Origin of the sequence: Polaribacter sp. (assembly GCF_051251875.1) — a bacterium.
Lineage (GTDB): Bacteria > Bacteroidota > Bacteroidia > Flavobacteriales > Flavobacteriaceae > Polaribacter.
In genome coordinates this window covers 41,984-65,296 of sequence record NZ_JBPOGL010000020.1, presented here as the reverse complement: position 1 = coordinate 65,296, position 23,313 = coordinate 41,984, and the positions used below count along the sequence as shown (strand labels likewise).

Sequence of the window (23,313 nt, the reverse complement as noted above, 5' to 3'; positions counted from 1 at the left end):
GCAGTAGATCCACAAAATCCAACACCTAGAGGTGCTTATGGTGGTGGTGAAGAACAAGATCCTTTAGATTTAATTATCAATAGTTTTAATGAACGTTGGTTTCAAGGTTGGGAAGCCACACCAGATGACCAACGTGTAAAGTTTATTAGTTTAACAAAATCGATACAAGCCCACCCAGATTTTGAGTCTAAATATTTAAACAATTTCGATGAACAAAACAAGAACATAGCATTTCAAAAGATAATGGATGATGTGATGTCCAAGCAACGTAAACAAGAATTAGATTTATATAGATTGTACGCTAAAGATGATACTTTTAGAACAGCTCTTTTTGATACTATGAAGCGAATGGCTAGTGTAGATAGGTAATTAATAAAAAATAGTGAGTTAAAAAAAATACTATGAACAAATACGGACAAACAGCTATAAAGGCTGTACAAAATTATAAAAGCTCTTATTCTATAACAGAAATTTACATTAGAGCTGCAAAAGAGATTTTTGAGACAAAAAGTTCACAAGAAAAAGGGTGTCCGAAAGGTACTTTTTTAGGTTTGTGTGAAGCAGGTTTGGTAAAAGGAATTCCAAAAGGAACCTATACAAAATCTATTAAAAATAAAGAATATGCCTTGCAAGCTATTGAAATATTAAAATGGGCAGATAATAAAACCTATACTCCAAAAGAACTTTGGGCAGAATTAAATTTAGGAGACAAAAGATCTAATTCTCAAATGGATGTTGTTTTAGCACTTTGGAATGAAGGGTTGATTGTGAAGTAAGAAATAATTTAGATTAAAAAAAAGAAAAGTACAATTATGATTATCTATAAAGATTACGAAAAGCAAGTTTATGATTGGCTCATTCAAAAGCATGAAGTTGATCCTAGTTTTACGTTTTCATTGAGGCAAAAATCGTCAAAAGATACTAGGTTAGATTATTTTGTAGGGACAGAGAAATCACGATATTTTGCACTTACATTCTGGAACATACCTGTTGGCGGATATGCTGGTTCTTCTGGAGATTGTATAAACTTAGTTTTTAAATTTTCCTCAGATTATCAAACGTATGGTTATGATTTAAAACTGACACAAACAAATACTCCTCAAGACAATCAAAATAGCTCTGTATTAAACGTAATTAAATCCTTAATTACACCTATTAAAGAAAATATAGGCACCTCTTATATCAGTGATTTAACTAATAAAACTAATACAATAAGATCAAAACCCAAAAAAGAAAAATATACAGATCTTAAGGATATGCTACAAGACATTGATGAAGACTTGTTAAAATTTATCCCATTAGTAAACAAACATATTGAAATAGAGAGACAGAAAAACCCTGAATTTGAAGCGCATAGAATTTCGTTAGAGGAATTTGAAAGTATGCAAGAAAAACTTAAAACTAGATTTGAAAAATATCAGTTTACGGATAAAGAACCTAATTACTGGATCTTTCAAGGGAATCCTGATATTTACAACATTACTAATGCCTTAAAAGCAGCACACCTAAAAAGTTGGAAAGTAGCAGCACATAAAGATAAAATAGCTATTGGTGATAAAGTTATTATTTGGCAAACAGGAAAAAACGCAGGGTGTTATGCACTTGCTGAGGTTACTTCTGAAGTAAGTGTTTTTGAAGAAGAACCACATGAACAATGGTATTATACCGATAAATCGGATGCTTCGGCAACAGATCGTGTGAAAATTAAAATTACAGATTACTATGCAGATAGTCCAATATCCGATGAAGACATAAAAGGGAATCCCTGTTTTTATGATTTTAAGGCAGGTAATCAAGGTACCAATTTTAGATCAAGAAAAGATCAATATGAGGAAATAAAGAGTTTGTTTAACTCTAAAAATTCATTTGAAAAAGTAAAATCAAAACTAGATCCATCGATTTTTGAGGAGTTTATTTCTTTTGTAAGATCATTAATTAAAACATTTAACTTAAAGCCAAACGATCCAAGGATTGTTTTTAGTGTTAGAGGCTATAAATTAAACTTTATTGTTGGTCAAAAATACTGTGTAAATGTTTACAGTTCTATAAACAAACAGAATTTTGGATTGATTTCTACCGATAAATTATCAAATAATAATGAAAAATTTGCAGGTAAGTCTCCCCAAACCTTTTACAATTATTTAGATAGCCTTGTGGTTGGTGAAAAAGAAAAGCAAAGCGTTTTAGAGGCTGTAGAATCAGTTTTGGATAAAACAACTAAATCTGGTTATTCTAGATCCAATGATATTGTATTTCAAAATTACGTCTTTCAAGTAGAAGCTAACGAAGAAAAAAACATGAAACTACCAACAAATCAAATTCTATACGGTCCTCCAGGAACAGGGAAAACGTATTATTTAAAAGATCAATTGTTTGATACATATACGCTTAGGAAAAATGCTATTACCAAAGAAAAGTTTTTTGAAAATAAAATAATGAATTTAACTTGGTGGCAAGTAATCGCAATTGCACTTATTGAAAATGGAACGTCAAAAGTAAATGAGATTTTAGAGAATAGATGGGTAAAAACGAAAGCATCGTTATCAGAATCTAAAAATGTGAGAGCTACCATATGGGGAACATTACAAATGCACACGATAACTTCTTCAGAAAATGTAGCATATAAACAACGTCAAAATCCGTTAATTTTTGATAAGAATAATGATAAAATGTGGCAGTTACTTGAAGAAGAAACAAAAGAGCAAATTCCTGAAGTATATGATATAATAGATGAGGTTAATAACTTTAAGAGCAATAATGAAACAGTTATAAAAAATTACGATTTCGTAACATTTCACCAATCTTTCGCTTATGAAGATTTTATAGAAGGAATCAAACCTGTTTTTCCTGAAACAGAAGAAGAAACTAAAGATTTAGGATATAAGATTGAAGATGGTGTTTTTAAAAAATTGTGTACAAAAGCAAAAAATGATCCTTTAAATAGATATGCTATTTTTATTGATGAAATAAATAGAGGAAATGTTTCTGCTATTTTTGGTGAGTTAATAACGCTTATTGAAACCGATAAACGAAGTGGTGCTAAAAATGAAATGAGCATAAAGTTACCATATTCTAAAAAAGAATTTAGTGTGCCTTCTAACTTGGATATTTATGGTACCATGAACACAGCAGATAGGTCTGTAGAGGCATTAGACACTGCATTAAGACGTCGTTTTGAGTTTAAAGAAATGATGCCAGATCATACAGTTATAGAAAACGAAAAAGTAAATGAGATTAAGCTATCTGAAGTTTTAAAAAAGATAAATGAACGTATAGAATTATTAATAGATAGAGATCATGCCATTGGTCATTCGTACTTTTTTAATGTAAATTCAGAAGAAAAACTAGCCAAAGCTTTTACTACTAAAATAGTGCCTTTATTGCAAGAGTATTTTTATGGTGATTATGGTAAAATAGGATTGGTGTTAGGGAAAGGGTTCGTAGAAAAGAAAAAAAATGATGATATCAATTTTGCTGATTTCTCGTATGAAAACTCAAATGATTTTAAAGCGCCTTCATACCTTCTAAAGCAAGTAAATGAAGATAATGTAATTGATGCAGTTCTATCATTGTTAGGAAAAAAGCAAGCGGAATAATTGATAAGAAATAAGACAATATCGGTTTTTGAACACCAACGTTTGTATGTTGGTGAGAAAGGTTTTAGGCAAGTACATTTAGATGCGCTATTAAAACTGAATGAATATCATGATGGTAATTATTTTGAACCTATTGCAAAAGGGATCAAATTTAATCAGTATGTTGGTGTAATTCAGGTAGATGGTTTAACTATTGAGATTCACCCAAAAGCAGATAAAGAGGATTCAGATACTAAATGGAAAGGTGTTTTATTAAAAATGTTACAAGCATGCGGAAAGCTTAAAGCGGAATCTTCTGGAGCAGCACATGTTAAAAGACAGCACCTTAATTTACTAGAAGTTTATTTTGAACTGTACTTATTAGAAGTAGAAAGTTTGGTTAGAAAAGGTTTGATTAAAAACTATAGAAAGCAAACACAAAATACAAAAGCATTAAAAGGTAAATTAGAATTTGCAGGACATATTCGAAAAAATATAGTCCATAAAGAACGCTTTTATACTACGCATCAAGTGTACGATAGTAATCACTTTTTACATCAAGTATTACAAAAAGCATTAATTATTGTTACTCAGTTTACAAACGGAACGAGATTGCAGGATTTAGCAAACAGAGTGCAGTTAAATTTTCCAGAAGTAGATCAAAAAACTATTACCGAAAAACAACTGAATGAAGTTCGGTTAAATAGAAAATCTGTAGGATATGCGAATGCATTAGAGTTAGCGAGGTTAATTATTTTAAATTATTCGCCCGATATTTCAAGTGGAAAAGAAAAGATGTTGTCTCTATTGTTTGATATGAATGAATTATGGGAAACTTATGTTTTAAAGCAGTTACAGAAGGCTTGTATAGGAACTGATATAAAAGTATCAGGACAAGAATCTAAATCTTTTTGGGGAGGTAATAGTTTAAGACCCGATGTTGTGTTGCGTAAAGGTTCTCAAAAATTTATAATCGACACAAAATGGAAAAGACCCAAAAACAGTACAGCTTCAGTGAGTGATTTACGTCAAATGTATGCGTATTGTCGTTTTTGGGATGCAGAAAAAGCATTGTTATTGTATCCTGGAGATCCCCGAGAAAATAGTTTTAAATCGTACTTAACAGATGATTATGCTATAGATGAAGAAGAAAATCATTTACCAATAGAGCATCAATGTAAAATGGGCTTTGTTTCTGTTTTAGAGGATGGAGAACTGGATGAGGTTTTAGGTGAGAAGGTGTTGAAGTTATTAGTTTTGTGATTAAGAATTAAGTTGTTATAGGTTAAAAAAGCTTTTAATGAAGTAAATGATTAAGGTTAAGCAGACAAATGTTTACTACGTTTAGATTATGGTAAATAAATTACTTAAAAAAAGGTTAACCAACTCTTATTGATTATTACGGAAAACCGTAATAAAATTAGTTTTTATTAATTTAATTTTGATTCTTATTATTAAAAGTTAGATATTTTGTTATATTTGGTAGGATTAAATGAAAATTGCTATTTCATCTTCTACATATTACCTAATTAATCAAATTAATATAATTAATTGTTTACATAAGAATTTTTTGTAATTGTAATCTATTATCCTATGCTAAAAAAAGTGTTTAAAACATCAATCTTTTTATTGTTCAGTCTTTTATTGTTCAGTCTTTTATTGTTTTGTTGTAAATCAGATAGACCTCCAATTAATAAAAAAACTCCAGTGAAGGAGATTGTTGTACAGCCACATAAAATTAGCAAAATCAACAAAGTAAATTTCTATTTTGAGAATTCTTTGAGTATGAATGGTTATCTAAATGGAGATAATTTTCAGCAAACAGTTAGAAGGATATTGTTAAATGTAGACCAAGATAGCCTTTCTACTTACTTTGTAAATACAAAAGAATACACTCAAACCAATCTTAAAAAGAAAATTGCTGATAAAAAGATTGCAACTTCAGGGATAGGGAATTCAGATCATAAATTTATTTTTACCAATGCAATAAAAAAAGCTAAAGGCAATAACTTAAGTATTGTTATTACAGATGGAATTTACTCTATGAAAGATGGTAATATTTCTTTGGTTGAGATTGATATTGAGGATGCCTTTAAAAAAGCCCTGAAACAGAATGAACTTGAAACCGTGGTTCTAAAAATGACATCGAATTTTAAAGGAAGATATTATTCAGAAAGTTGTAAGAAAAAGGGAGGGACACAGATAGATCAAGTAAGACCTTATTATATACTATTATTCGGAAACAAAAAAGTTATAGATAAAGCTCTTAATGAAATTGTAGTTATTGAGGATTTAGAAGGTTTTGATGAGCAAGCTAGATTTTTAATTACAAAAGATTTAAAAATAAATTATTCAGTACTTACAAAAGGAGAAGAGAAACAAGGGGAATATATCGTAAAGAGATCTAGTAAATTATATAATGTAAAAGAAATTGAAGGTGCTGAGAAATTTACAAAAAGTGGTTTGCTTCTAAAAAACAGGTATTTGCAATTTGGTGTTGCAGTAGATTATTCGACTCTTTCTATTCCAAGTAACTATTTAATAAACCCTATAAATTATTCTATTGAAAATAATACAGGGTATAAGGTCGATGAAATAAAAACTGTTGAAGATTTATCAAAAAATAGTCAGACCTATAAATGGATTCAAGACCTTAATAAAAAAGGAAATATGAATTACACTCATGTCCTAGTAGTAAAAGCTAAGTCAGATTTATATGGAGATCTTAAGGTGAACTTGGAGATGAATTTTCCTTCATGGATTTCCAAAACTGGCTCTGAGAATGACTGTGAAATAAAAGATGACAGTTCTACCACATTTGCTTTTGATCGATTAATGAATGGTATTTCAAAAGCCTATAAAAAAGTAAACAATAGAAACAATTTTTTTGAACTAAAAATTAATATTAAACCTTAATAAAATTATGAATGAAATTGTAGCAACTCTTTATGACCGATTGTTTGATTGGAATACCTATCAAGAGTTATCGGGTATGGTGTTTAATAATCAAGATTATGGTAAACTAGGGTGGGTGTTAATCATAGTCCCTATCCTTACATTGACTGTTTTTTATAAGTTTTGGGATCCAGTTAGTAGTTCTAAGTTAAAATGGTTTTTATCCTTACTATTCGTAATGATAATCTCATATATAGGAACATCAATTATACTTTATAATAACTTTGAGATTATTCAATACATTGGAAATTATACTGGTGAAAATGGGGAGCCAAGTGCGGATTATTTTATTTTTCAAATGAGTGTAATAACATTGATCTATTCGCTTGTATTATCAATTGTTTTATCAATAATTCCATTCAGATTAATAAGTACTAATAATAGTTACAATCCTTTTTAAATTATGGCAAAGAAATTATATGTTTTTGGAATTGGAGGAACTGGTTCTAGAGTAATAAAGGCGCTAACCATGTTATTCGCTTCTGGTGTAAAATTAGAGAATGATTTTGATATTGTAGTGCCAATTATAATAGATCCAGATACAGCAAATGGAGATTTAAATAGAACTGCAGATATCTTAACAAAATATCAAAATATTGTAAGTAAAGTGGGGAGTGAAAATGAATTGTTTGGAACTAAAATAAAGACACTTGTTCAGCTTACAAATGAAAATAGTCCTAATTTAAGTAACAACTTCAAGTTTGGTATAGATGGTAGTGGTCAAGAATTTGGGCAATCTATAGATTATAACGGATTAGATGATGAAAATAAAGCATTGATAGACTTACTATTTAGTGAACAAAATATTAAAGCGGATATGACTGTGGGCTTCAAAGGAAACCCTAACATAGGAAGTGTTGTTCTAAATAAAATTGTAGATTCAAATGAGTATAACGAGTTTTCAAATTCATTTAATCAAGGCGATGCAATTTTTATTATTAGTTCAATTTTTGGAGGAACTGGAGCTTCTGGATTTCCTTTGTTATTGAAAAATTTAAGAATTAATGACCCAAGTAGACATAATTCAGACATAATTAGTAAATCAACCATTGGAGCTATTTCATATTTACCATATTTTAAAGTATCTGATGGGAATAATGACGAAAAAGAGATTGATTCTACAACATTTTTTGGAAAAGCAAAAGCGGCGTTAAGTTATTATGAGCATGCTATTTTTAATAACAAAGATATGTTGAATTCTTTTTATCACATAGGTGATAAAGCTAATAATAACATGAAATATGCCGAAGGGAAAGCAGATCAGAAAAACGATGCACATTTTGTTGAATTAGCAGGAGCATTAGCAATTATAGATTTTGTAAAAAGCATACCAGTTATTACCCAAAGTAACCAAGTAACTATAAAAGAATTTGGGGTAGAAGATGGTAGTACAAAATTGAAATTTGACAGTTTAGGGCAGGATACCAAGGATAAATTAAAGGTACCGTTGTCTAAAATGTACTTGTTTGACAAGTTTATTGAAAAATCTATGGCTGAATTATTAAAATCACCAGGAAAGTATAATGGTGAAAGTGGAGTTGAGAAAGATTTTTACAATTCAGATTTTTATAAAATAGAATTCATTCCGTTTTTAAATTATTTTAAAAAATGGATGGACGAAATGGGAACAAATGAGATTTCTTTTACTCCTTTTCATGAAAACCAAAATCATGATTCTTTATTAGATTTTATAATTGGAAACGAAGTTTCTCGAGGAAGTTCACTTTTTTCAAAAAATAAAGCTAAAGGAGACTTTTTAATTAAAAGGGCTCATAAAATAGTGAGCGAAGGAAAACTTAATAACATTACCGAAGAAGAACGTTTTATTAAAGTATTTGATAAGATTTTAACGGAACAACTTAATAACATTTTAAATTAATAAAAGATGGGAAAGAAAGTTTTTAGAATACATAATCAAGGTGCTTTAACTAATGATTGGTTTTCATCAACTCCAATTAATGCAGTATTAATAGATAGTATAGATACAGATGGAGGAGATGGGAAAAAGTTACCTACTTCCATTCCAAGCCCATTTGCAAGAATTGATTTAGTAAGAACAGCATTTAACATTATTGGTAATAGTGGTCATTTAGACGGTGTTGAAAAAATGGGGAAAGCCGTAGCTTCTGACAATCATAAATTAATTTCTGATGCTTTAGATATAGGTCAAATTATTTTTAATTATGATAAATACAAAGATGATTTAGAATTTGTTGCTTGGGATAAAGTAACAAGTTTAAACAAACTGTTAAACGGGAATGAACAGCAGAGGCATTTAGGAAATACACTTGACTTATTTTTAAAACAAGACAGTCTACAGTATAATTTTAATGATTTTGATAAAATTTATATTTTAAAATACAAACATAAAATTATTGGAGGGACATCTCCACGCACTTTATTTTTTGCAGCTCCGAATTCAAAGGAGATTGATATTAAATTTGGAAATGATATCATGTTAGATGATGCTTTACATCCTTTATATAAAAGGGATAAAGAATATGTAAAGTATTTATACGCATTGTCTAAAACCGCTAACTTTAACTCTAATTTTCCTGAATTTAATAGCTATTTAATAAAATCTTTTGAGAAAATTTATAATATAGATCAGACTTTTTACAATGAGTTAATGACTATTAATTCTAATCAGTATTTAGAATCTTTACCAAATGTAACTTTTAATGGAAAAGCAGGACAACCTATAGAAGTTGTTAGAGGTCTATTGTTAAAACAATATGTATTAGATCCAATTAAAATTCAAGATAATAGTGATTTCACAATTGCAACATCAAAAACAAATGAAGGTTTTAATCCTTTGGTACTTCCAGTAGATCCTTTAAGTTCAAGCTATAAATATACTTTAGATACTTGGAATCCTACAACAATTGTACCTGTTGAAGATTCTAGATCTTTGTCAAAAAGAACATTGCCAGAACAAGGAGATTTGTATCCTTATTTAACAATGAATGATTTTTTAACAACTTCAATTATTAAGTTGCCATATGAAATAGATAAGGATAAATTTTTCACTGTTGGAGAAAATAAATATTTATTACCCCTTACAAAAAGGTTTTTTGACTATTTCAGTGTTGATGATATTTTAAATAAAAATATGATTGAACTAAATGCAAGAGCAGGCGACAGTGTAGAGATAAAATTAAGTATTCCAATTAAAAAGGGATTTATTCAATATTCAAAGATATATAATCCAACAACTAGCAATAATCCCAAAAAAGGGAGTATTGTAGAGAAATCATTTGCTTTTTCTATTTACCCATTTGTTTTTAGTGAAGAAGTAGATATAACGTATGCTTTAGGATTAGCCGATGTATTACCTGAAAATGGGAAATCCATAAGTTTAAAAGTGTTTAATTCTAAACAAAAGAATGCAAGTATTTCTGTACATCAAAAGCAAAGGTCAGAAACTCCATACATAACTACACAAACTATTGTAGAAGACCGTTTTGATATAGTTTCTATTAAATATGGAGACTATGAGAATTATTTAATACCAACCTGGTCAAGCTATAATGGAAATGGTGGAGATGATTATGAATTTTCTATTGACTTTGGAACAACAAATTCTCATATTGAATATAAAATTGAAGGACAAGGGAATGAAAAAGCATTTGATATTTCTGAAAAAGACATGCAGATAGCTTTTTTAATGCCTAATGATATACCTAAAAGGAGTGAAGCAATAAGAACAATTTTAGATGGGGAGTCGCATTTAAAACAAGAAGTAATAAGTAAGTATTTTGGTGAAGATGAATTGAGAAATTCACCTTTTAGAACCTGTTTAGTTCAGAATAAGGATGTAAATTATAGTAAACCCACGTTTGTTTTTGCAGATGCCAATGCTGCTTTTGATTATGAAAAAGTGGCTATTAGAAAATACTTAAAGGCTTTTACAGATTTAAAATGGGCAAATAGTAAAACAGATAATAATGCAAGGTTAACTCATTATATTGAGGAGCTATTATTGTTATGTAAAGGTAAAGTGTTAAGTAATAATGGAAATATAAGTAATACAAAAGTTACTTGGTTTTACCCTGTAAGTATGTCTTCGTCTCATTTAGGAACGTTAAGAACAATATGGAAAAAGAATTTTAAAAAAGTTTTTGGGAGTAGTATAGATGAAAACAACTTGATTGATTATCCAGAAAGTGTAGCTCCTTTTTATTATTACAAAGCAAAAGAAGGGCTTAAAGCCATGGCAAAACCATCTGTTTCGATAGATATTGGAGGTGGAACTACGGACATTATGATATATGCAGATGGAGAGCCTAAATTAATTTCTTCATTTAGATTTGCAGGAAATTCCATTTTTGGAGATGGATTTAATGGGAATATTAGTAGTAATGGCTTTGTGAATAAATATTATTCTGAATTTAAAGAAATTTTAATTCAGAATAATTTAAAGGCAGAATTAGAAATCTTAGAAAAATTATTTAATGAAAATCAAACGTCACAAGATTTAATTAACTTTTTCTTTTCTTTAGATGAAAACAAAAACATAAAAGATAAAAAATTAAATAACCTAAATTTTTCTGAAAAATTGGCAGGAGATAGTGATTTTAAAATCATCTTTTTATTGTTTTATTCATCAATTATCTATCATATAGCAGAACTAATGAAATCAAAAGGATTTGATACTCCTAGGAATATTGTTTTTAGTGGTACAGGGTCAAAAACAATCCAAATCTTAGATCAAGACACAAAAAAATATAGCTCATTAAAAAGTCTTTTTGAAGCTATATTTAATAATGTTTATCAAGAGAATGATACAAATATTATTGTTAAAGGAAGTGATAACCCTAAAGAAGTGACTTGTAAAGGAGGTTTTTATATGGATGGTAAAATAGATAATCTAAATCATATAGAATTGATAGAGGTAAGCGTAGGAAGTAAGGAAACTGTTGTTCAGAAGTTGAGTACTATGTCAGAATCAACCATAAAATATAAGGATTTATCTACAAATTACCAGCAGGGTGTTGTCAATAATGTTGAAGATTTTTATAAACTTTTTAATAAATTAATGATAGAACTTAATTTTAGAGACAGGTTTGATATTTCTAATAAATCAGTAGAGAAATTTAATAAGATAAAATCATTAGATCTTTTAGATTATGAGATGCAAGGTATTGAGAATTTAAAATTAGATTCAACTGAAGAAGACCCATTGGGTGAAACCTTATTCTTTTTCCCCCTTATAGGGAAATTAAATGAATTAGCGAATGAAATTAGTAACGAATAATGAATCGATGATATGAGAAAAATTGGAGGTTTGTTTGTGGTGATCTTTTTGTTTGTTTGTAATAATTATTATGGACAAACAAAACAAGATAGTATTAGTTCTTTTCAAAAAGTAAATAAATGGGCAGTGGTTAAATTAACCATTGCATATATGGAAGATTTAAAAGGGTGGCCTGCAAAAAGAGCTAAAAAAAATCAAGAATTAGAAACTTATACGAAGTTAAAAGAAGACTATGATTCATATTTAGAAAACGTAGATTTAGACAAAGTGAGTAGTCTTTTGTTAAAAGGTTGGAAGAAGACCAGAGGGAATGTGTTTGAAAATTATAAGAAAGAACTTGTGGATAGTAGTTCGACTGCGAATAGTTTTGATAAGATATATTTTGTTCCTGCTAAAGCAAGTGAAAATAAACGAAGAGAAGCTATTAAAGAAATTAAAGCCCAATACACTTCGTTCTTACCTAATACTATTGAAAAGGAAAAAGAAATTCTAAAAGTAGAAGAAGTTATCTATGATGAAAAATCACCTACAATAACCAATACGAATAAAGAAAAATCAAGTTTACTAAACACAATTGTTTATTTAGTGTTGGTGATATCACTTTTATTAATACTTTTTTTAATTATTAAATTGAAAAAAGTTTTTAAAAAGTTAGAAGTTTTAGAAAAGGAAGATAAGAAAAGGATTAAAGGAGTACAAGTCGATCATAATACGGAGTCTAAATTTAACGCAAATATTGAATTATTAAACAGTAGAATTCAATCATTAGAAAAACAAAATCAGGAATTATTAAATGATTTAAATGTAACTAAAAATAACTTAGAAATTAACCGTAATGAGAAGCCTGTTGAGGATAAAAAGTCTTTAACTAGAAATTTAAATGTTACTAAAAGACAACAGACTTTAACAAAATTAATATACTTTCCTTCACCATTTGATACCGATAGATTTGCAACCGAAGATGTAAGCGAAAGTCAAGTGTCTTTCTCATTATATGTAGCTGAAATTGATGTAAATACAAATCAAGGAGCAATCAGTTTAATAGAGACAGCAGACCTTTCTAGAGCTTTAAATTCTCCAAATACCTTTTTAGAACCTGTTTGTAATTATGAAAATGCATACAGTTCATCAGCAAGAGAAATTAAAGTAATAGCCGAAGGAGAAGTTGTGTTAGAAGGAGACGATTGGGTAGTGAAATCTAAAATTAGAATTAAATTTATTTAAAAATATGTACCAATCATTTGAAGTGCTCATAATAGTCTGTATTGTAATTTTTCAGGTTATAATTGCTAGAGATTTATATTCTAAGATAAAAGCTTATAAAGCAATTTTCGATTTTGAGGATCTACCTGTTATTACTCAAAAAAAAATTTCAAAAGGAGTTTTTAAATCTGGAGAGGTTTATGATATTTTAACATATGAAGGAGAAGCAGGTGTTATAAATATAACCTACCTAGAATATAATAATAAGAGTCGTATATTGACTACAATAGTGAAATATATAAATGTGTATTTGATTAAAAATAAAGGAGCGACTATAGATTTTCATTTAATAAAAGATATTATAGACAAGCATGCTGAAACATCACAAAATGAAATAGAAAATAGAATACCAGCTCCCCTTTACTTGGGTTTAGCTGCTACCATGTTAGGAATCATTATCGGTCTTTTTTCTGTTAATTTTGATGCTAATAGTGATGCTTTAAATGCGATCCAACCTCTTATTAATGGAGTTAAGTGGGCAATGTCTGCAAGTGTAATAGGGTTAATAATTACAACTATATTTTCTATAAAGATTTATAAAGATGCTCAGGTTGAGGCAGACCAAGAAAAGAGTGAGTTTTTATCAAAGTTGCAATCCGAATTAATGCCCAAAATGGCAACAGGTAAAATGCCTGAGGTTGCTATTTTGTCTGATAAATTGGATGTTTTTGCAAGAAGTACGTCAGGTTCAATTTCTCATTTAGACAATATTGTTCGTACGACTTCTAATACTGTTGAAAGAGAACAACAATTAATTCAGGATATTAGAAAGTTAGATGTTTCTAAAATCACATCAGCCAATGTTCAAATATTTACTAAGCTTGATGGTATGATGGAGTCTTTTTCAAATTTTGCAAATTATTACAACAAGTTAAATAGTTCCATGGAAGGAACTTCTGATCTTGTAAATCAATTACAAAAGTTTGTTTCAACTACAGAAAATATTAATGCTGTTCTAGAAGGTGTTAAGAATAATATTGAAGAAAGTAATGCTGCAACTACATTTTTTAATTCTCATATCCAATCATTTTCTAGGTATGGAGATGCTGTAAATGAGGCTGTTGTTAATGCAGACTCTAGAATGTCAAAAGCTGTAAGTGAACTCGGTAGATTAGCAGAAGAGCAGTTTAACTCGTTTAATGGAGCAATTGCAAGCTTTGACTCAAAACTTTCAACAGCATTTACTCAATCTATTGATAAATTTACAGAAGCAATGGAGGCGCAAATATTAAGAACAGAAGAAGCGTTCGAAAATAGCACACCAAGGTTTGAAAAATTAAACAAATTAGATCAACTAGATAAATTGGATAGTATAAATTCTCGTTTGGAGAGTTTAGAAACAAATTTAGCTAGTATTTTTAATAGAAATAGCCAGGATATAATTTCAGCATTAAAAGGTGGTAATCAAATTCCTAGTAATAATAGTCCAATTTCTATACCTCAGATTAAAGAAGAGAAAAAGAGAAAATCAACTTTAGAAAAGTTATTACCAGGATTACAGATTGGTACTTACGTCGTTATAATAATTTTTGGTGTGTTTAGCTTATTAAGGTATTTAGATTTTATCAATTAATGAAAAAATCTAATTTCTTTTGGGTCGGGTATGCAGATTTAATGACAAGTTTGTTTTTTATAATGTTAGTGCTTTTTGTTGTTACTATTAGTTTTCTCCAATTTAAAATGAAAGAAAATGAACGTATTATTGTGGAGAATAAAGACTTGTTTAGAAACAATTCAACATTAATTAGCTCATTACAAAATAAAGAAAAACAGTTAAATATTGAAATTCAACGTTTAAATAGGTTGTTAAAAATTGAAGAGCAATTTAAACCTTTAGAAGATAGCCCTTATTTTGTTTACCTAGATCAATGTAAAAAATTTGTAGCTAGAGATTTAATAGGGAAACAGATTTTTGAATCTAAACAGACTATTATTAAGAATGAATTTATTGAGGTAACTGTTAGGGCGGGTGAAGTTTTAGAAAACTTTCTAAAAAATATGCAAAATTCTAATCCTGATCAATCTTATTTATTAGTAATTGAAGGTAATATGGCTAATGAGTTAGATAAGAGTATTAATATTAATGATTTATGGGGATATAAAAAAAGTTATGAAAGAGCTTTAGCTGTATATAATCTGTGGCAAAAAAGGTCTATTGATTTTAGAAAATACAATGTTGAAGTTATGATTTGTGGAAGTGGATTTAATGGTTTGTGTAGAGATAAGGAAGAGGGTAACAATAAAAGGTTTTCAATTCAAATAATTCCAAAAACAGAAAACCAGTCAAAAAAAAATAGAAAATGAAAAAATCAGGCTTTTTTTGGGTTAGCTATGCCGATTTAATGACGAGTCTATTCTTTGTTATGTTGGTCTTATACATAGTATCATTTACTTTTTTACAATCTAAGCAGGGTATTTTAGAGGTGCAAGCACAACAATTAGCGGAAATTAAAAATGTTCAAAAGGCTATTGAAAGTTTAGATACAACCTACTATCAATTTGACAAAGAAAACAAAAGGTATAAATTAAATATTGATGCCAGATTTCGACCTAATAGTTCAAATTTAAATGACATTCCAATAAATAAAAGAAATGAAATATCTAAAGCAGGAAAAAACTTATATGATAAAATTGAAAGTATAATTGATACAAGTAAAACAATAGACTATTTGTTAATAATAGAAGGAAGTACTCAAAGGTATAATAACAATTGGCAAGAAGGTCCTAATTTAGGTTATAAGTTAAGCTATCAGCGTGCACTATCCTTATACAATTATTGGAAGAAAGAAGGAGCCGATTTTAGAGGTTTAGGAAGCCAATGTGAAGTTATCATTGCTGGTAGTGGTTATTTTAGTCAATCAAGAGATGAACTTAATGAGAACAATAATAGACGCTTTACAATTCAAGTAACCTCTAAGGTAGGTAAGTTCTTGCATAAGAAAGAAGTACCTTTAAAAGATGCACAAGAAGAGGAAGTAAGTGAGAGTTTTTTTGACAAGTTATTTAATTAGAAAGAATGAATTTTAAATTATTAATTGTAAGTGTTATTGTGGTGTTACTACTAGTTTTAACATCGTCTTGTACAAGTTGTTCTAGGTCGGGGAGAGCACAAATTATTGCAATGGCAAAAAAGGAGGGACGTAAAAAAAATACAATCCCAGAACCAAATACAATTATAAAAGATATAGCTCCCAAAATTATTGAAATTGAAGATGTTGTAACTCCAAAAGAAAAAAAAGTAATTAATAAGGAGTTGGTTAAGAATAAAATTCCTGAGGTAGAAGGTAACTTAATACAGGTAGAAGGGTTGGTGTTAAAAGAAGTTAGAGAATTAACGATAAAGTTAGGTGCAACTAGTTCTCAGTTAGATCAAATTTCTAAAATGAAAAAACATGTACAAAAGGAATGGCATTATATATTTGATCCTGCCACAGGTCATGATACTTGGAGGTCTGCCGAGGCAACAATTTCATTAAAATACCAAGGAAAGTATTCTGGTGATTGTGATGATTATGCAATTTTATTAGCTTCTTTTGCTAGACAGATAGGGTTAAATTCGAGAGTAGTTGGTGGGTTTGATGGAGATTCAGGTCATGCATTTGCAGAATTTGAAATTAATAAAAGTGATTTGAAGAGTCGTTATCTAAACGGTTTTGATTATCGATCAATGAATGGTTCTTATTGGGTTAGTTTAGATTGGTTTAAAGGAAGTGAGCATAATCGTTTTACGAATAATACAGAGATTTTAAATGGGATTTAGATTATTGAAATATAGTTATATAGTTGTTTTTTTTTCAATATTTAGTTGTCAATCAAAAAGCTCGAAACAATACGAAAACAATATTAAAGCAATAACACAATCAATAGGAGTAGAGGTAAAAGAGAATTCTTCTAATGATTCTACAAGAAAACAAATTTTTTCTTTAATAACTTGGAATGTCCAAGATTTAGGTAGAACTAAGAATGCAGAAGAAATTATTGAAATTGCTAAAATTCTTAAAAATTTTGATCTTGTAGCTATTCAAGAAGTCGTGGCAAAAGACCCTGCAGGAGCTCAATCAGTGGCTAAAATTGTCGACGAATTAAATAGAATGGGGAGTAAATGGGATTATCAAATTAGTAATCCTACAAAAAGTCAATCTGTATACATGTCAGAACGATATGCTTTTCTGTGGAAAACTTCAAAAGTTAGTTTACTAAAAAAGGCATATTTAGATAAAGAATTAGAGGATAAGTGTTTTAGAGAACCATATATGGGCATGTTTAAACTAAGAAAAGGAGAAACTCCGTTTTATGTGGTCAACTTTCATTCAAGAAAACACAATGATCATCCAGAAGAAGAAATTAAATTTTTCAAAGATTACCCAAAAAGGTTAAATACAAATAATATTTTTATTGTTGGAGATTTTAATTTAAACGAACGTCATAAGGTGTGGAATGATCTATATAACTTAGGCTTTAAAAGCGCTGTTAAAAATAAAAAAACTACCTTAAAAATGAAATGTAAGAAAGATGTTTATTTAAACCATTCTATTGATAATATATACTATAATTCAGCAGAGGTACAGATTGTTAATTCAAATCATTTGGATTTTGTTAAATCATGTGATAATTTAAAAACTGCCAGAATGTTATCTGATCATTTACCTGTTTTTTTAGAATGTATTATTGATTAAATTTCTTAGTTATGAAAAATATTGTTTTTCTATTGATATTAAGCGCTTGCTTTATAAATTGTAATTCAGATAGAGTGTATGATAAAAAAGGAAATGAAATTATAGATACCTTTAATAAAATACCTGTTTATCTACATCAAGGTAAAAATACTAGACATAAGGCTTCTGATGGTTATAATTACGGTTTAGAATGGCAATGTGTAGAGTTCGTAAAAAGGTATTATTATGATCATTTAAAACACAAGATGCCAAATACCTTTGGGCATGCAAAAAACTTTTATAATCATGGTTTAAAAGATGGGCAAAAAAATACAGCAAGAAATCTCACACAATATTCTAATAAAAGCAAATCTCAACCAAAAGTAAATGATCTAGTAATAATGGATGGCCATACTTTTAATAAATACGGTCATGTTGCAATTGTATCTAAAGTTAGTGACAATGAGGTTGAGATTGTTCAACAAAATGTAGGTAGAATGTCTAGAACAACTTTTAAGTTGATTCACAAAAATGGAATATGGGAAATTGAGAATGATTTATTGTTAGGCTGGCTTAGAAAATAAGTCTACTATATTCAACTTAAGAATAGGGGGGCTAAGTTTTAAATATGTTTACTACGGTTAATTTTTCAAGATAAATATAGAGAAGCCAATTTGTTTTGGAGTAAAATATCAAAATTGAAATTTTTAATTAAACATGGTAGGAATGCAAAAATTAGTTCCATTTTTAGAAAAGTTATTTTAAAGCAAACTGGTGGTAAAATAAAAACCTTAACAATTGGTGATATGCAAAAAAACAACCATGGTTTTTAAATTAAATTAGTCTGTAAGTGCTATTAAAATAAAGTCAAAAGAATAATTTTTACATTCAGGACAATAATTATCTTTTTCATTTAAACGAAAACTATAGTTTTGGAAAGTAAACCCTTCTTCATTTTTACCTTTCAAAATGTCTTCGAAGTAATACAAATAGTTTGCTTGTTTTTGGGTTCTAAAATAATTCACATTTCTAAATATACCAGATTTTTTGTGGATTGCTGGCACAGGATTATTAATTGCGAAATTCATCATATTTCCTCCAAAATTAAATTCTTTTTTAAAACCACAATTTTCACATTCTGCAGAAATAATACTTCCCATTTTTTTATTTAAATATATCCAAATTAATTTATGCTGCAACTTTATTCTTAATTATAGATAATTAAATGATTTTCAATTACTTTTTAAATTATTGAAATTATTTAAGAAAAATCACTAAATTGCAACAAGAATAATACAATAATAATCTGAACTAAGCTGAACACGTTTTAGAACACGATTTAAATAATAAAAAGGTTAAAATTCAGTAAGTCAATGATTTACGTGAACTCATAACCCGAAGGTCACTGGTTCGAGTCCAGTTCCCGCTACAAAGCAAGAGTAATCAGCAATGATTACTCTTTTTTTTGTTTTTAATTCAGCTATTCTTCGTGGTCAAGACAAAAATAGATCAAAACAATAAAATGTGAAGTACTTTAAAAATTAAGTACTTTTTTGTCTAGTATCATTATTATATTTAAATCTTTACAACAGCTTATACAGTTCATTTATTAATTTCTTAAATAGTATATTTGAGTTTCTAAAATGGAATAAATATTCATGGATACTATCAAAGTAGATTCTAAAATAACGATTGAAAATTGGGTAAACGAATACAGTGATACTCTTTTTTCTTGGGCTTTTTATAAAACCTCTTCAAAGGAAACTGCTGAAGATTTGGTGCAGGATACCTTTCTAGCTGCTTACAACAAAATAGATTCATTTAAACGGAACAGCCAACCTAAAAGCTGGTTGTTTTCAATTTTGAATAATAAAATTATTGATTATTATAGATTAAGCGCCAAAACAAGCAAAAAAACGGTTAGTCTGTCGGAAGATAAAGGACATGAGATTTCTGAAGGGTTTTTTGATGCATCAGAAAATTGGAAAAGCACTACTACAAACCCTTTATGGAACCAAGATGAAGAGTTGTTGGATAATCCAGAATTTAATAATGTATTGAAACATTGTATGGATGATTTGCCTGAAAAATGGAATTTTGCAATCTCCTCAAAATATCTAACAGATAAAAAAGCCGCAGAAATTTGTCAGGATTTAAATATTACGGTGTCCAATTATTGGCAGATCGTTCATAGAGCTAAACTGGTTTTAAAAAAATGCTTGGAACTCAAATGGGTTTAGTTTGTTTTAAAAAATATAAAAAATGTTATTTAAAAGAATACTGGGTAAAATGGTGAATTCATGTAAAAAAACAACCGAATTAATTGATAAAAAATGTATTACTTCATTATCAATTAAAGAGAGAATGCAATTGTATTTTCATACGTCTATGTGTAAAACATGTTCTTCTTATGAGCGTCAATCTAAATTTTTAGATAAAGCAGTCTCTAAATTCTTTCGTAATGCATCTAAAAGCAATGCAGATTCGTCTGAAGAAAGAAAGCGAAAAATTATTGAGAAAATCAAAAAGTCTTAAATAAATAGTTGGTTAGTAACCTTAAAAATAAAAGCATCACAAGAGATTGTGGTGCTTTTTTTGTGGCCATCAATAGCTTATTCTCACCAATACCATTTCTTATTTGAAATCACAGGAATAAACCTCCCTTTTTTCTCAATAGCAATTTTAAGCACAAATTAATGTACTTAAAATCAGGTAAATATAATTTTATTTTAGTTTTTTTTAAATTTAATTGTCAGGAACTAATGAAGTTAAAGTCTATTCATTCAGTTAAACTAAATTTAAAATAACCTTTATTATGACAATCAAAAAGAAAATTTTATTAACGGTAACTACAGGAATCATAATTGCACTAGGAATAGTGTTCTATATGTTTAACGCGCCAGCAAGAGATGTGCAAGCTACCCAAACAGATTTTAGTTATAGCGCAAGCGCTATTGTTAATGAATATCTTACAGACGCTAAAGTTGCAAATGACAAATATCTAGACGAAGAGGGGGTTTCTAAAGTTTTAGAAATCAAAGGAACCGTTGCCAATATCTCTGAAGATTTTAAGAATCAAAAAGTAATATTACTTAAAAATGCCAAAGATAATGCTGGTGTTAGTGCAACTTTCACTAAAGAAACCAACGCTCATACCACCAATGTGAAAATCGGCGATGAGATTACCATAAAAGGTGTGATACGTTCTGGTGCAGCATACGATCCTGATTTAGAAATGTACGAAAATGTAATCATAGATAAATGTGACATCGTGTCCAAATAAATAAATAAATAAATAAACAAATAATAATTAATTTAAATTTTAATAAAATGAAAAGCACATTCTTAACCCTAATCGCATTAATAACTATTTCAATAACAGTTTCTGCTCAAAAGCAAATGAGCACAAAAACACATTTTAAATTCTTTTCTACAACACCAGTAGAAGACATAGAAGCTAATAACTATGCTTCTGTAGGTACTATTGATCCTTCTTCTGGAGATATTGTTTTTTCTGTACCAATGCAAAGTTTTGAATTTGAAAAAGCATTGATGCAAAAGCATTTTAATAGCAAGAAATTTTTAAATACCAAAGCAAATCCAAAAGCTAAATTAATTGGTAAAATAGCGAATCTTGAAGCAGTTAATTTTACTAAAGATGGAACGTACCAAGCAAATGTAAAAGGAGATTTAACTATAAATGGAGTTACCAAACCTGTAACTGAAAAAGCAACAGTTATGGTAAAAGATGGTAAAGTGAGCCTTAATTCTAAGTTTAATATCACTTTGGCAGATTATGAAGTTGCATTTAAAAAGGGAAAACCGTCAACGAACATTGCAAAAACAGTAGAGGTTACAGTAGAAGCTGAATACTAATTTAAAGTATACATCAGGTGAAAAACAATCTTGATCTAATAATTAAGATTGTTTTTTATTTATATAGTTACAAATATTAAAAAATACCTATTTAAAAAATGTTCAATGCAAACCTATTGTAAAGAGAATTTAAATGAGATAAAAAATGTATTGCTTCAAGTAACAAATGATCAATTTACATTTCAATCTACAACATTATTTGGTGCAACTATTGGGCAACATGTAAGACATATTCTTGTAATCTATCAAAGTGTTTTTAATGGTTTTGAAACTAAGGCTGTCAACTATGATCATAGAGAACGAAATTTATTAGCGGAAACAGATACAAATTTTGCCATTCAAACCATTGATGAAATTTGTTCAATATTAAAAGAAAATCACACGGATATACAACTGATTTTGGAAGGTAATTTTTGCGAAATAGAAGGAAATCAAATTAAAATTGAAACGTCCTTTTTAAGAGAATTGGCCTATTGTTTAGAGCATAGTATTCATCATCAAGCGTTGATTAAAGTTGGTTTATTAGAACTGAAATGTTTACATTTTATAGATGACACTTTTGGGTTAGCACCAGCAACCATAAGGCATAGAAAACAAAGTGTTCAGTAGGTTTTACGCTACCACTGATGCAATTATATATTTAGAAAAATGAAGTGTGAGAAAAATAATCATTAAAAAACTACTTTGAGAACTTTAAAAAATACCGTACATAAAATCTTAAATTGGGAATATTGGAATACAAATGTGATTTATTTTCCAATATTTTTCTATTGGATATTTTTAAGCATCAAAGCACGGTCATTAGGTTTTTTTAATGCCAGTAATCCTAAAATAATAAATGGTGGTTTTGCACTTGAGAGTAAAAAGGAAATTTATGATTTAATTCCTAATCAATATTATCCAGACACGCTGTTTTTTAAAGCTCATGAAACATTGGGTACTATAAAGAAGGCGTTAGAAAGCACTACTATTAATTTTCCGTTCATAATAAAACCAGATATAGGCTTGCAAGGTTTAAGAGTGGAAAAAATTAATTCTTGGAAATCATTAGATGCATATTTACTAAAAACAAATTATGATTTTTTAGTGCAAAAATGTATCAATTATCCATTAGAAATAGGCGTGTTTTATTACCGAATTCCGAACCAGAAGCAAGGAGTTATTTCAGGAATTGTGAATAAGGAGTTTTTAATAGTTACGGGAAATGGCAAAAATACAGTTCATGAACTTATAGAACAAAATCCAAGATTTGCTTTGCAATTAGCAACTCTGAAGAAAAAATATGGCAACAAACTAAACGATGTTCTGCCCATAAACGCACAACTTAATTTGGTGCCTTTCGGAAACCATGTAAGAGGCAGTAAGTTTACTGATGTTAGCCATAGAGTTAATGAAAAACTTCTGCAAACAATCAATAACATTTGTTTACAAATTCCAGATTTTTATTTTGGACGCTTAGATATAATGTTTCAATCTTGGAAAGATATAGAACAAGGAAAAAACTTTTCTATCATTGAACTTAATGGAGCAGGAAGTGAGCCTACTCATATTTATGATCCTAAACATTCCATCTTTTTTGCTTGGAAAGAGATTATAAGACACTATGATATTTTATATAAGATTAGCACTTACAATCACCAAAAAGGGTATTCGTATTTAAATATAAAACAATCCAGACAATTGGTTGTAGATAATAAACGCTTAACCAATTATCTAAAATCCATATCATAAC

Annotated in this window: 22 protein-coding genes and 1 pseudogene; 22 read left to right on the top strand and 1 reads right to left on the bottom strand. The window is 28.9% G+C overall.

Annotation, left to right across the window (positions count from 1 at the left end):
• The 16 genes and pseudogenes from ACSHW5_RS10445 to ACSHW5_RS10370 all read left to right on the top strand — a co-directional run.
• Positions 1–369 (top strand): annotated as a pseudogene (locus ACSHW5_RS10445) (type I restriction endonuclease subunit R); the annotation flags it as partial.
• Positions 370–401: 32 nt separating this feature from the next.
• Complete coding sequence (locus ACSHW5_RS10440; RefSeq protein WP_435676075.1) at positions 402–776, top strand: DUF6979 family protein; 375 nt, start codon at positions 402–404, stop codon at positions 774–776.
• Between the two features lie 36 nt (positions 777–812).
• Positions 813–3,596 (top strand): EVE domain-containing protein, encoded by a 2,784-nt coding sequence (locus ACSHW5_RS10435; protein ID WP_435676074.1) that lies wholly within the window; start codon positions 813–815, stop codon positions 3,594–3,596.
• Entirely contained in the window at positions 3,597–4,838 is a 1,242-nt protein-coding gene (locus tag ACSHW5_RS10430; RefSeq protein WP_435676073.1) for an McrC family protein, read from the top strand.
• A gap of 342 nt (positions 4,839–5,180) precedes the next feature.
• Positions 5,181–6,491, top strand: coding sequence for a hypothetical protein (locus ACSHW5_RS10425; protein WP_435676072.1), 1,311 nt, complete (start codon positions 5,181–5,183; stop codon positions 6,489–6,491).
• A gap of 7 nt (positions 6,492–6,498) precedes the next feature.
• Positions 6,499–6,930 (top strand): hypothetical protein, encoded by a 432-nt coding sequence (locus tag ACSHW5_RS10420; RefSeq protein WP_435676071.1) that lies wholly within the window; start codon positions 6,499–6,501, stop codon positions 6,928–6,930.
• A gap of 3 nt (positions 6,931–6,933) precedes the next feature.
• On the top strand, positions 6,934–8,409 hold the full coding sequence (locus ACSHW5_RS10415; protein WP_435676070.1) for a hypothetical protein: 1,476 nt from the start codon (positions 6,934–6,936) through the stop codon (positions 8,407–8,409).
• A gap of 6 nt (positions 8,410–8,415) precedes the next feature.
• Positions 8,416–11,787, top strand: a complete 3,372-nt coding sequence (locus ACSHW5_RS10410) for a hypothetical protein (protein ID WP_435676069.1) — start codon at positions 8,416–8,418, stop codon at positions 11,785–11,787.
• Between the two features lie 12 nt (positions 11,788–11,799).
• Positions 11,800–13,011 (top strand): hypothetical protein, encoded by a 1,212-nt coding sequence (locus ACSHW5_RS10405; RefSeq protein ID WP_435676068.1) that lies wholly within the window; start codon positions 11,800–11,802, stop codon positions 13,009–13,011.
• Between the two features lie 4 nt (positions 13,012–13,015).
• A complete protein-coding gene (locus tag ACSHW5_RS10400; protein ID WP_435676067.1) occupies positions 13,016–14,623 on the top strand; it encodes a hypothetical protein in 1,608 nt (535 codons plus the stop codon).
• Positions 14,623–15,354 (top strand): hypothetical protein, encoded by a 732-nt coding sequence (locus tag ACSHW5_RS10395; RefSeq protein WP_435676066.1) that lies wholly within the window; start codon positions 14,623–14,625, stop codon positions 15,352–15,354. Before ACSHW5_RS10400 ends, ACSHW5_RS10395 begins: the two co-directional genes overlap by 1 nt.
• The gene (locus tag ACSHW5_RS10390; protein WP_435676065.1) at positions 15,351–16,061 is read left to right on the top strand and encodes a hypothetical protein; all 711 of its coding nucleotides are present in this window, start codon (positions 15,351–15,353) and stop codon (positions 16,059–16,061) included. Before ACSHW5_RS10395 ends, ACSHW5_RS10390 begins: the two co-directional genes overlap by 4 nt.
• Before the next feature lie 5 nt (positions 16,062–16,066).
• Entirely contained in the window at positions 16,067–16,810 is a 744-nt protein-coding gene (locus ACSHW5_RS10385) for a transglutaminase-like domain-containing protein (protein WP_435676064.1), read from the top strand.
• On the top strand, positions 16,800–17,726 hold the full coding sequence (locus ACSHW5_RS10380) for an endonuclease/exonuclease/phosphatase family protein (protein WP_435676063.1): 927 nt from the start codon (positions 16,800–16,802) through the stop codon (positions 17,724–17,726). The genes ACSHW5_RS10385 and ACSHW5_RS10380 overlap by 11 nt, the downstream gene beginning before the upstream one ends.
• A gap of 11 nt (positions 17,727–17,737) precedes the next feature.
• Complete coding sequence (locus ACSHW5_RS10375; protein WP_435676062.1) at positions 17,738–18,289, top strand: CHAP domain-containing protein; 552 nt, start codon at positions 17,738–17,740, stop codon at positions 18,287–18,289.
• Between the two features lie 114 nt (positions 18,290–18,403).
• Positions 18,404–18,538 carry a hypothetical protein gene (locus ACSHW5_RS10370; protein WP_435676061.1) on the top strand — a complete coding sequence of 45 codons (135 nt, stop codon included), beginning with the start codon at positions 18,404–18,406 and terminating at the stop codon, positions 18,536–18,538.
• A 6-nt stretch (positions 18,539–18,544) separates the two neighbouring features.
• Here the strand turns inward: ACSHW5_RS10370 and ACSHW5_RS10365 are convergent, their stop codons facing one another.
• Entirely contained in the window at positions 18,545–18,865 is a 321-nt protein-coding gene (locus tag ACSHW5_RS10365; protein ID WP_435676060.1) for a hypothetical protein, read from the bottom strand.
• Positions 18,866–19,363: 498 nt separating this feature from the next.
• On the opposite strand from ACSHW5_RS10365, the gene ACSHW5_RS10360 reads away from it, so the two are divergent.
• The 6 genes from ACSHW5_RS10360 (at position 19,364) to ACSHW5_RS10335 (ending at position 23,312) form a co-directional block, all read left to right on the top strand.
• Positions 19,364–19,945, top strand: coding sequence for a sigma-70 family RNA polymerase sigma factor (locus ACSHW5_RS10360; protein WP_435676059.1), 582 nt, complete (start codon positions 19,364–19,366; stop codon positions 19,943–19,945).
• Positions 19,946–19,967: 22 nt separating this feature from the next.
• Positions 19,968–20,240: a hypothetical protein gene (locus ACSHW5_RS10355; protein ID WP_435676058.1), complete on the top strand. Its 273-nt coding sequence runs from the start codon at positions 19,968–19,970 to the stop codon at positions 20,238–20,240.
• A 280-nt stretch (positions 20,241–20,520) separates the two neighbouring features.
• On the top strand, positions 20,521–20,988 hold the full coding sequence (locus ACSHW5_RS10350) for an OB-fold protein (protein WP_435676057.1): 468 nt from the start codon (positions 20,521–20,523) through the stop codon (positions 20,986–20,988).
• 47 nt (positions 20,989–21,035) lie between these two features.
• A complete protein-coding gene (locus ACSHW5_RS10345; RefSeq protein WP_435676056.1) occupies positions 21,036–21,581 on the top strand; it encodes a YceI family protein in 546 nt (181 codons plus the stop codon).
• 105 nt (positions 21,582–21,686) lie between these two features.
• Positions 21,687–22,190: a DinB family protein gene (locus ACSHW5_RS10340; RefSeq protein WP_435676055.1), complete on the top strand. Its 504-nt coding sequence runs from the start codon at positions 21,687–21,689 to the stop codon at positions 22,188–22,190.
• A 75-nt stretch (positions 22,191–22,265) separates the two neighbouring features.
• On the top strand, positions 22,266–23,312 hold the full coding sequence (locus tag ACSHW5_RS10335) for a D-alanine--D-alanine ligase (RefSeq protein WP_435676054.1): 1,047 nt from the start codon (positions 22,266–22,268) through the stop codon (positions 23,310–23,312).
• Position 23,313 lies beyond the last annotated feature (1 nt).